Below are 11613 nucleotides of genomic sequence, written 5' to 3' on the forward strand. Positions count from 1 at the left end.
TATACTAAAACTTTAGTTGTAAGTTTGTCGTTAATAACTAAAGTAAATTTTATATCATGAATGATTTAAGGCAGTTGACCAAAGCAGAAGAAGAAATAATGCAATATTTCTGGCAAATGGATAGATGCACCGTGTCAGATATTATCGCTCAGATGGATGAGCCAAAGCCTCCACATTCATCTATATCTACGATCGTTCGCATACTGGAGAGAAAAGGCTTCGTTGGTCATAAGGCCTATGGGAGAACCTATGAATATTTTCCACTCATCACAAAAGAATCTTACTCTAATCAATCTTTAAATAAATTAGTTAATGATTATTTCGAAGGATCCTTTTCGGGTCTTGTTTCGTTTATAGCTCAAGAGAAAGACATCGATCTCAAGGAAGTAACAGAGTTGATGGATATTTTGAATAAAAAGAAGTAGATTATTATGACTATTCTCACCATTGCATTAGTCGCTATATCAGTTTGGATGATCCTACTGATTCCTTATGGGATTTGGTTGAGGAAAACAACTTTTTTTTATGCTCAAAGGACCTATTTGCTTAGTTCTATCATAGTAGGAATACTAGCGGGTATCTTCAAAGCATACGGATTAAATTTAATTGGAAGTGGTTCACGAGGATTAATGAATGGTGATTTATTAAGATTCTCTCCTGAAATCATTTTTAGTCAGGCCAATAAAGCTTTCGATACCGGAGGGATGGTATCCTCTATAGTGAGTTCTCCTTTATTTACCTCTATTTATTTATTGGTATCACTTGGATTATTAGCCATTCTGATTTACAAGATTATCGAACTAATCACTATGGTGAGAGGCAATAGTGTAAGTAATATACAAGGAATGACTATTGTCGAATCTCCAGCGCTCCATACGCCTTTTTCATTTTTCCACCTTATTTTTTTAAGCAAAGAGAGGCAATTGGATGACGATTCACTTAGGACAATTATAAAGCATGAATCAGTGCATACAAAGCAGTTGCATAGCCTTGACATATTGTTGGTTGAATTTCTGCTGACCTTTACTTGGTTCTTTCCCATTCTTTTACTCTATAAAAAATACTTTAATACGCTCCATGAATATATTGCTGATGATATAGTAATTCGTGATATTACGACTCAGCAGTATGGGCTACTGTTGATATCCCAACGTATGGGTGACGGGAAGGCACTAACCCACAATTTTGCAAAATCTGCACTAAAAGACAGGTTCTTGAAAATGGCACAGACCCGAAGTAATAAAATGCAAATGATTGGCTTTTTGTCTTTTTTTCCTTTGATCCTTTTCTGTGGTGATTTGTTGAATAAATGGCAATTGTCAAATCTTGGTAAAGTTGTAATTCATCAAGAATTAAATGAAGATTCTTCTACTGTCAGGGAATTGTATTTGACACCTGGCGGAGAACTTAAAGTGGTGCCAAAAGTCACTAGATTCGGAGATGAATTTACACCGCAATATCCAGGTGGAGAATTGGCACTGACCGAATATGTATCGGAAAATCTAAGAATCCCAAAACACATAGACATGAAGGGCCAAAAAATATTTACCAGATTAAATTTTGACGAAGATGGAAAGATTATTTTGATTACCTATTTGAATAAACTAACACCTGAGGTAGAAGAAGCTATGGACAAGGTTTTTAGAGATATGCCTCTGTGGGAAGCTCCTATTGTAAAAGGTAAAAAATATAGGTCAGAAGTAGTTTTTCCAATTTCTTTTGGAAATTGATAACTAAATATAATATTGAATTGAATAGATCCGAACTTATTGATGAATTGTACAAAAATCATCAATTATTTAAAAACTACCTACTTTCCCTGAACGAGGAAGAGTACAACTATGCACCACCTGAGAAATGGACTGCTGGTCAGCATCTGGATCACCTCATCAGAGCAATCAAACCACTGACTCAAGCGATGATGTTACCTAATTTTGTATTAAAAACAATGTTTGGAAAGGCAAATAGGCAAAGTAAAACTTACGCAGCACTGGTTCATAAGTACCAGGATAAACTGGAAGAAGGAGGTCGAGCCTCTGGAAAATTTATTCCTCCACCCCAGACATTTGAAGACAGATCAAAATTAATTAGCCAATTTCAAAACCTTGTAAGCAAACTTAAAAAGCAGATCGATGAATATTCTGAGGCTTCGCTGGATGAGTTGATCCTTCCACATCCGTTATTGGGAAAGTTGACACTTAGAGAGATGTTGTACTTCACAGCATACCATGCTACACATCACCAAAGATTGGTAGAAAAATACCTTAGCTATAAAGGATAAATGCATTACATTGCTTTTAAATTTACATCTTAATAAAAGCATATGCAATATTTATTTAGGTTCTTTTTAGTACTCAGTGCAGTGGTCATTATCCAATACAATCGCCTGGAAGCTCAAGATGCACGACCTTTGAGTATCGGGGAGACATTGGAAATTAATTCAGATATCCTTGGTGAAAAAAGAACACTTAATATTTATCTTCCTCCCGGATATGATAATTCTCAAGATGTTTCTTATCCAGTTATCTATCTGCTCGATGGAAGTTTGAATGAAGATTTTTTACACATAGTTGGTCTGGTTCAATTTTTTGAAATGCAGATGGGTTTTCCTAAAACTATTGTAGTGGGCATAGGTAATGTAGACAGAAAAAGAGATTTTACATTTCATACAGACATAGCTTCTTTAACAAAGACGTACCCAACTACCGGAAAATCAGCTTTATTTATTGATTTTATTGAAAAGGAATTAAAACCATTTATTCGGAATAAATATAAAACAGGAAAACAGGAGATACTCTTAGGGCAGTCTCTTGGAGGATTGGTAGCAACTGAAATATTCTTTAAAAAGCCCGGATTATTCAATAATTATATCATCGTAAGTCCAAGCCTTTGGTGGGATAATGAGTCGCTCTTGAAAGCTGGTAAGACTTATTTGGATACTCATTTAGATAGTGAAATTAAGGTTACCGTGATCGTCGGCAAAGAAAGGAAACAAATGGAAGATGATGCTCAGGCATTGGCAGTATTACTTCAGAATTCTAAGCAAAAAAAACTTAAAGTGGACTTTATTACTATGCCCAAAGAGGACCATGCAACTATTCTTCACAATGCGATTTATGAAGTGTTTCTGCGAATGAACAAAGAGTTAAAAAAAAATAAGTAAGGAGCTAAGGAAAATTAAATCTCTATGATTTGAATAATTCATTATTTTTAGTTTTCTAATTTTAAATCGATCAAAATTATACATCATGGCTTCTTTCACTTCTATCAAATACTATTCATTAACACTCTTCTTCTTTACTATAATTACGTTTGGACAATTAAATGCCCAGACAATACCTGCTCCAATCTGTGGGTATAAAATGATGATGGATCAAATGGAAAGTAAGTTTCCCGGATATAAAGCTGCCGAACAGAGATCCTTTGAATATGCTCAATCAAATCCTGCTTTTGAAAGGAATGGTGAGGTATATAGAATTCCTGTTGTCTTCCACGTCATCTATAATAATGATAAGCAAAATATACCGGACGAATATATTTTGGATCAGCTCGATATTCTCAATCATGCATTTAGAAATAAGCATAATGATGTAGGACAGACAAGGCCTATTTTTCAGCCATTGGCGGGAGATGCTGAAATAGAATTCTACTTGGCACCTAAAGATCCAGAGGGTAATCCGACATCCGGTATTACCAGAACTAAGACTGATATTGAATATTTTGGAGATTTCAGCGTCATTTTGGGAGGGTTTGATGTTGAAAGTTTTGAGCGGATCAAGTACACTGATAAGGGAGGATATGATGGATGGCCTTCTAATAGGTATCTTAATATTTGGATCGCTGATGAAGGATTTGATTTTTTTGGGATATATATTCCAGCGGTTTTGGGGCTTGCTACTCCTCCGACTTTTCCTCAGTTACCGGATAATTGGCCGGAAGGCGCTGTTGATGGAATTAAAGATGGTGTCTTCCTTCAGTACCAAACCATAGGAGCTAATAATCCTTATAAAGATGACCTTATGGGTCTGGTGAGTCAGGGGAGAACAGCTGTGCATGAGATCGGACATTATCTAGGTCTGCGACATATAGATGGGGATGAAGGGTGCGGTACAGACGGCATAGATGATACTCCTGTCATGGATCTATCCACACAGGCAGCCGACTGCCCTGCTACTGATGTGAATACTTGCGAAGTAAATGAGCCCAATGATATGCCTGATATGTGGGAAAATTATATGGATTACTCCAATGATATATGCCAGACACTTTTTACAAAAGGTCAAGTGAGTCATATGCGAAAGGTGCTTTCCATACAGAGAGATACACTTATCAATGGAGCCCTTTCAGTTAATAAAGAGGTTCGTTATAAATTATCAATTAATCCTAATCCGGCAATGAATGAAATCTTGATTAATAACATTCCTGAAGGGGGGCAATTATCTATTTTTGATATTTTTGGTAACCGTGTAATGAATATCGAAATTTTAAGGACCAATAGGCTGGATATTTCGAATCTGTCACAAGGTATTTATAACGTTAGATACGTTGATGGTATTAAAACGTGGGAATCTAAACTAATTGTTGTTAAATAAAGATGAGATCAGCTCATTATTGAAATTGCCGGACCTTTTACCTTTGAAATAATGTCATTGTAGTATGATTCATACTGAGGGAGAATAATATTTATATCAAACTTTTTAGCTTGCTCTAAAGCATTCGCTCCAAATTCTTTTAACATCTCTGGGTTGGTTAGGAGCTTGAGTGCATTTGATGCCATATCATCCACATCACCAATATTGCTAAGGTATCCTGTCACACCATGGATATTTACTTCAGGTATTCCACCAGCATTTGAACTAATGACCGGCACTTCGCAAGCCATAGCCTCAAGCGCAGCAAGACCAAAACTTTCTTTTTCTGAAGGCATTAAGAATAGATCACTAATGGCGAGAATTTCTTCTACGGCATCCTGTTTACCCAGGAATCTAATATGTTCATAATTAGACCTTTCCCGCGCCATTTCTTCGAGTTCAGAACGCATTGGTCCATCACCAATCAGCAAAAGTTTACTCGGTATTTCCTTTTGAATTCTACAGAAAACATCTAAAGCATCTGCTACTCTTTTGACAGGCCGGAAATTGGAAGTGTGTGTGATGATCATCTCCCCATTTGGCGCTATGAGTTTTTTGAAATGATCTTTATTGCTTTTTTTGAATCTGTCAAAATTTATAAAGTTATGGATAACCCTAATTTCATGGTCTACATTAAAATTTTCTAAAGTTTGTCTCTTTAGGCTATCTGATACAGCAGTGACGCCATCGCTGACATCTATGCTGAATTCGACGATAGGAGCAAATGTTTTATTAATTCCTACCAGGGTAATATCCGTCCCATGAAGCGTGGTGACTACAGGTATCTTAATACCTTGACGTAATAGAATTTGCTTGGCCAGATAAGCAACGGTCGCGTGAGGAATAGCGTAGTGCACATGAAGGATATCCAGCTTTTCATATTTTACCACATCGACCATCTTAGAAGCAAGGGAGGATTCGTATGGCGCATATTCAAACAATGGGTAATCCATCGACTCCACCTCATGGAAATATATGTTTTGATGGAAAAAATTTAGTCTGACAGGTTTTTGATAAGTGATGAAATGAACTTCATGGTTATTATTAGCAAGGCCAATACCTAATTCAGTAGCTAAAACTCCGCTTCCTCCATAGGTTGGGTAACATACAATTCCTATCTTCATTACAAAACAAATTTAAAAGGTCAATGTCCAGGGTGTGGTTTATTAAATCCTCTAAGGATAAAGCTTTCGCATATTTAGCCATGTAAACAATTTCTTATACACAATGTTTCAAAGTATCAAAGTTGCGTAATAAAATTAAAATATTCTGTGGGTTTATATTCAATCAAAGACCTTTCTCAATTAACATCTATCAAAACTCACACCATTCGGATGTGGGAGAAGCGGTATGGTATATTAAAGCCTAAGAGAACCGAATCAAATAACAGGTATTATTGCGAGCCGGAAGTTACTTTACTTGGCAATATTGCTCTTTTAAATCATGAGGGATTTAAAATAAGTAAGTTAGCGGCCATGACCGATCAAGAGCTGAACACTCTGGCAGATAAGTTCAGAAGTAGCAAGGATGAAGAAACATCGACCATGGATAGAATGACGACGGCTATAATGCAGTTTGATGAAGTTTATATCACCGATTCCATCAATGCTTCATTGAAAGAAAAAGGAGTGCATGAGACCATGTTACATTTATTATTTCCGGTATCAGCGAGACTGAATTTACTTTCACTTACCGGGCATATCCAACAGATACATTTGGGGCATTATTTCAATTTGATAAAGAATATCTTTGTCTCTGAGACTGGAAGAATAGAACATAAAGTCCTTCCGGATGCTCCCCACCTTGTCATCTTTCCTTACTCCAGCAGTAAACAGTTTGTGAGTGTTGCTCTGCTAAATTATTGTCTAAAAGTCAATGGTATTCGTTGTACTGAACTCGGTCTCGATACGCCCCCGGAAGAGCTACAAATAGCTTATACTAATTTAAAACCTAGTGCATTTATCACCATAGTTAATGAACAAATGGCTAAGCAAAAATTTCTTAAATTGATCAATGACCTTGTGTCCTATATTGGAAATACGCCTTTATATATTATAGGTACTGAAAATGGTGAAAGTTCTATTAAATTCCCAGCAAGTGTTAAGTTTTTCCCAGACATTAAAAACCTTGTTTTGTTTGCTCAGTCTATGTTTCACACGGAAACAGTCTAAGGACTCAATTTTTTCATACTAAATGGTATAGATTGACATATTATACAATATCTTTACTAAATTCTATTAATAAAAAAAAGCTCATTGAGGCAGCTTTAATGTTCAATACAAATTTAATCTAATGAATAAATTAACTTCATTTTGTATGTTTACCGGTCTTGTAATAGGTATGATATCCTGCAAGAAAACTGAGTCCGCAGTTGTATCTAAGGTAACCGAAGATACTGTAGTGATCGAAAATACTATACCGCCTCTAGATACGAATGCTGATAAGGAGGTCGATATTAATACAGTAAATGGTGTTTTTAATTTAGAAAATCCTAGCACGGTCAACTGGACTGCTAATAATCCAACTTCAACGCATGTCGGAACCATAAACGTAAGTAAAGGGAGTCTGGAATTAAAAGCCGGGAAGATCACATCTGCTACCTTTGAAATTGATATGAAATCTATTCTTTCAACTGATCTTAAATCCGATGATAAAGAAAAGCTGGAAGGACACTTGAAGTCTGCTGACTTTTTTGAAGCGGATAAGTATCCTACGGCAATTTTTACTTTGAAGAAATCTTTGTTGATCAAAGGCAATGATAAAACTAGACATCATATAACCGGTGATTTAAAAATTAAAGAAGTAACCAAAACTATTGAATTTGATGCATATGTCATTGTCTCCAATAATGGAACTTTACTTACAGCCACCACTCCTTCCTTTGAGATCAATAGAGTTGACTATGGTATTAAATACAAAAGTGGCGTAATTAATACCGTCAAGGATAAGATCATTAGCGATAAAATTGGAATGGTGATCAACATCAGAGCTAAGAAGGCGTAATCAATAGATAGTTCGTGCATTAGGTGCAAAAAACCTTTACTTCTGTCATTTGAGGGTTCTCCCTTGTTGGCTATGAGTGTAGCAAAGGGTAGGTTTATTATGCAAAGTTTAAAAATTTTTTTTGGTTTTAGGTTTTTGTGGGGGGGTAAAGTAAAGTGGGCTAGTCCCAAGAAAATGATTTATATGGCTGAAGCCAAATTTTGTCTTTTTAGCTAACACTTCATAGAAATACCTTCATAAATTTGTAACTATTCGCTTGGTTTCAGATGATTTATTGGGACTTAAGTCGAAATAATTTAACAAATACAGTCCGTTGGCTAAAACCAACGGCAATTTATTTACAACAATAATTCCCTTTTTATCTTTTGATAAATTAAAAAGGAGGATTATTCTTAAAGCTTGATTTTTGATTTTTGTTAGAAGTTTGCTTAGGAAGAAGCATAGGAAACTTCATAACTTTTTATTGCGCCAAAACACTATATTTGTATAAAGCGCTTCGTATGAAGGTTACTTCAATTATACCAAATCTAATATGTGTATTAATATTGCACACTTGTGCACTTAGGACTCAAGGACAATCATCATGGGAGTTTAAAACTAATGTTAATGTCGGTGCTAATTTATTCTTAACAAATATTTTCGATAAGGCCGGTAGCAATGGATATAAATTCCCCGGAACAAGGATATATGTGGCTATGGGCGCCAGTGCTCAGAAGGGTAGGTTAATGCTCAATTATGGCCCTTCATTTTCCATTTATACCAAAACCATCGGTAGTAATCTCAACAAATTCGTCGATGATTTCCAGATGGATTTCACCAATTCAATAAGTATCGGTTATGGTTCGAAGGAACGCACCGGTTATTCAAAGCAGATACGCACATTGCACAATGGTGACTATTACAATATTGTTTTTAACAATAAATTTTTGGGATTCTTAACCACTAACATCATCTTAAATAACCACAGAAGGCACCAGGTAGTAGGTGCTATAAATCTTAGTTATGATCATGTTTCTATAAATTATTATAATGATGGGCCACCGTTCAATTCCATTGGATTAGGAGATGGGTTTGACAGATATTGGACGGGTGGAGGCCACATCATTTATCATGGCTCCCGGAATCAAAATATCATAGAATTTTCTTACGATCAGTTTACTGGATATGCCCCATTGTTGTATGAATTGTCCAATATATTAGGAATAAATGTGCCTATTTATGAAAGTGAAACAGGAGAGCAAAAAACGATTCTTAGAAACTATAATACATCAGCTTATCATGTGAAGGTGAATGGGGGTAGATATTTTAATTTTGATGCAGGAGTGATTGGAAATCTTGCCTCTAAGAATGGAAGATATTTCGGGATACAAGATATAATTCATTTAAAGGGGAGGTTGTCTCTGCACCCGAATAATGACAGAAACAGATTTTTCATTGGCGGAAGCTTTAAAAATAACTGGGATGTCAAGTTATAAGATACTAGCAATAATTGCACTATTTGTTGTCTCTTCTTGTAAGTCACCAACTTTGTCTTTTAAGAAGAATCAGATCAACGGTAATTTTATTAATACATCTTTTAGTGCCTTATATGGATCTATGGCCAAATTTCTGGCAGACTCTATAGCGAATGATACGATAAAATATGAAGCAAGATTTGAACAAAGATTGGTCAACATAGATAGAATTGGACAATTTAAAATAACCAATAGTCTTTCAGAACACAAAAGCCTAATTAAATCCATAGGTAGTTCACATATCATCTATTTGTATTTTTATGTCAATGGTGGTGTAGAAAAAGTTTTGTTTGTTTCTTCTTATTTCAATGAGAAAAAAGTATGTGTTTCAATTGGCCCAGCATATACAGGTCTAGTCTCCAGAGACAATATTCAACTGCTAAAAAGGTATAACATTAAAAAGAAAGGAACTCAGTTTTATTTGAGCCAAAACCATGTTACAGATGTAGATATAAGATTTTATTCTCAGGCAAAATTCAGAGATGAGGAAGGGAGATTTACAAATACTATAGTTTTCGATCAGGTAATCAGAAAAAAGGATATTTCTCCTGCCGAGTATCTGGTTTTCGATATTCCTCAGGTATTTCAGGATAGTTCAGCACTCAAATTTTCAATACAAAAATAAGTTTTATGGGACGCAGACATAAAAAGGTGAAGATCATTGACCTGGCTTCAAAAGAGTATGAAAATCGTTATAGACTGCCTCCACCTCGTCAACAAAGAGCTGCTGTCTCAATGGATTTTAACGATATATCCACAGTGCCGCTTGACTCTGCACCAACGAATCCTACAGCACCGACGATACCCATAGTTGTTGTATCTTCTGAGCCTTTGCCATTGTATTCGGAGGATGAGTTATTCATGGGTGACTTAGTTGATGGCATTTATCAATGTTTTGAATTGACCGATAGTGTTTATGTTTCACATTTTACTTGTGATACCTATTATCAATTGAAAAATCATATGTTTTTCGTGCATGCTTGAAGCATGGGTAATGGAAAATGAGTAATGGGCAATAAGTAAAGGTGTAAGACGAGATAATTGCTTAATTTCTGGACATTTTAAATTAATTGAATTATTGAAATGACCGATCAATCTCTAACTACAATTCAATAATATTAACTCGGTGCAAACTCTATTTTTTCTCTGTGCAACTCTGTGATATTAATCCATTAATCTTTGTGATATAGCTTTGGATTTGTGTCAAGGAAGTTGTATCAAAGAGTTTCACGGAAGTTTTTGGTGGTTGTTCCATTCTGCAGTTGCTTTAAATTTTTAAAACACTTTGCTATTTTACAGTTTTTGAGATTCACAAAGAGATTTGACTATTGTCAAATGCTGCACGGATCAATCTCTAACTACAATTCAATAATATTAACTCTGTGCAATCTCTATTTTTTCTCTGTGCAACTCTGTGATATTAATCCATTAATCTTTGTGATATAGCTTAGGATTGGTGTCAAGGAAGTTGTATCACAGAGTTTCACGGAAGTTTTTGGTGTTTGTTCCATTCTGCAGTTGCTTTAAATTTTTAAAACACTTTGCTATTTTACAGTTTTTGAGATTCACAAAGAGATTTGACTATTGTCAAATGCTGCACGGATCAATCTCTAACTACAATTCAATAAAATTAACTCTGTGCAAGCTCAATTTTTTCTCTGTGCAACTCTGTGATATTAATCCATTAAAATCTCCCCAAAACAAAAAAAGGGAATGTCGATCTTTATCGATATTCCCTTTTAAAATTTATTAAGCATCACCCTTTCCAAAATATTCATCCTGAGATAATCAGCAGGATCAAAATCTACACTTTCTTTAAGTGCGTTTTGATAATGTAAAGATGAGGTGATTATTACATTCATCCTTCACGGGATTCAGCCATATTATTTTTTGGTAGTTTTTCTGTATTGACAGATTAACCGCTTTTCTTTTTAACTTAAATCTGAGGTTGAATTTAACTGTCTATAAATGAGCTTTTTTTTAAAAGCTCGAAATGAAGAAAAAATTAATTAATTTTTAAAATATTAGAATTAAGAAATAAGCAGTAATTTCTAAAAATAATATTTTTTAATAGATTAATTAATTTGTAAATTAAGAATTAATAATTCAAAAGTAAATCTACTCAGACATAAAATTTTAGACTTCTTTTTGTAGATGTTTAGCTACAAAAAAGAAGCTAAAATATTACATAATTTACATATATATATAATTGTAATTGTTAAAATATTGATTAGCAATATTAAATACATATTCACAAATTAGATTCATTGATATTTTGAGGAGAATATTAAATATAGAAAATTAACAAATATAAGTTTATTTAATATATAGTCACGTATAATAATTAAAGATAGCTTTAGGACATTGAGCTTAATTAAAGTGATAAAATCAATTAATACTAGACCGGTTTTAAAACTGGTCTAGTATTTTTTATGAATCTTTATTGGGAATTGAATTTCAATTGA

Annotated in this window: 11 protein-coding genes; 10 read left to right on the top strand and 1 reads right to left on the bottom strand. The window is 34.5% G+C overall.

Annotated elements, in window-relative coordinates:
- Positions 1-56 precede the first annotated feature (56 nt).
- The 5 genes from IPI15_RS08460 (at position 57) to IPI15_RS08480 (ending at position 4592) form a co-directional block, all read left to right on the top strand.
- Entirely contained in the window at positions 57-425 is a 369-nt protein-coding gene (locus IPI15_RS08460; protein ID WP_287401741.1) for a BlaI/MecI/CopY family transcriptional regulator, read from the top strand.
- A gap of 6 nt (positions 426-431) precedes the next feature.
- Complete coding sequence (locus IPI15_RS08465; protein WP_287401742.1) at positions 432-1730, top strand: M56 family metallopeptidase; 1299 nt, start codon at positions 432-434, stop codon at positions 1728-1730.
- 20 nt (positions 1731-1750) lie between these two features.
- Complete coding sequence (locus IPI15_RS08470) at positions 1751-2281, top strand: DinB family protein (RefSeq protein WP_287401743.1); 531 nt, start codon at positions 1751-1753, stop codon at positions 2279-2281.
- Positions 2282-2323: 42 nt separating this feature from the next.
- On the top strand, positions 2324-3163 hold the full coding sequence (locus IPI15_RS08475; RefSeq protein WP_287401744.1) for an alpha/beta hydrolase: 840 nt from the start codon (positions 2324-2326) through the stop codon (positions 3161-3163).
- Positions 3164-3248: 85 nt separating this feature from the next.
- Positions 3249-4592: a M43 family zinc metalloprotease gene (locus tag IPI15_RS08480; RefSeq protein WP_287419888.1), complete on the top strand. Its 1344-nt coding sequence runs from the start codon at positions 3249-3251 to the stop codon at positions 4590-4592.
- An 8-nt stretch (positions 4593-4600) separates the two neighbouring features.
- Here the strand turns inward: IPI15_RS08480 and bshA are convergent, their stop codons facing one another.
- Entirely contained in the window at positions 4601-5755 is a 1155-nt protein-coding gene (bshA, locus tag IPI15_RS08485) for an N-acetyl-alpha-D-glucosaminyl L-malate synthase BshA (RefSeq protein ID WP_287401746.1), read from the bottom strand.
- A 147-nt stretch (positions 5756-5902) separates the two neighbouring features.
- On the opposite strand from bshA, the gene IPI15_RS08490 reads away from it, so the two are divergent.
- The 5 genes from IPI15_RS08490 to IPI15_RS08510 all read left to right on the top strand — a co-directional run bounded on the left by IPI15_RS08490 (position 5903) and on the right by IPI15_RS08510 (position 10132).
- Positions 5903-6802 (top strand): MerR family transcriptional regulator, encoded by a 900-nt coding sequence (locus IPI15_RS08490; protein ID WP_287401747.1) that lies wholly within the window; start codon positions 5903-5905, stop codon positions 6800-6802.
- A 121-nt stretch (positions 6803-6923) separates the two neighbouring features.
- Positions 6924-7634, top strand: a complete 711-nt coding sequence (locus tag IPI15_RS08495) for a YceI family protein (protein WP_287401748.1) — start codon at positions 6924-6926, stop codon at positions 7632-7634.
- A gap of 500 nt (positions 7635-8134) precedes the next feature.
- On the top strand, positions 8135-9109 hold the full coding sequence (locus IPI15_RS08500) for a polymorphic toxin type 23 domain-containing protein (protein WP_287401749.1): 975 nt from the start codon (positions 8135-8137) through the stop codon (positions 9107-9109).
- Positions 9096-9773, top strand: coding sequence for a hypothetical protein (locus IPI15_RS08505; protein WP_287419890.1), 678 nt, complete (start codon positions 9096-9098; stop codon positions 9771-9773). The genes IPI15_RS08500 and IPI15_RS08505 overlap by 14 nt, the downstream gene beginning before the upstream one ends.
- A 5-nt stretch (positions 9774-9778) precedes the next feature.
- The gene (locus tag IPI15_RS08510) at positions 9779-10132 is read left to right on the top strand and encodes a hypothetical protein (protein ID WP_287401751.1); all 354 of its coding nucleotides are present in this window, start codon (positions 9779-9781) and stop codon (positions 10130-10132) included.
- Positions 10133-11613 lie beyond the last annotated feature (1481 nt).

The sequence above is a fragment of the Candidatus Brachybacter algidus genome (assembly GCF_016707225.1).
Classification (GTDB): Bacteria; Bacteroidota; Bacteroidia; order Chitinophagales; family Saprospiraceae; genus Parvibacillus; species Parvibacillus algidus.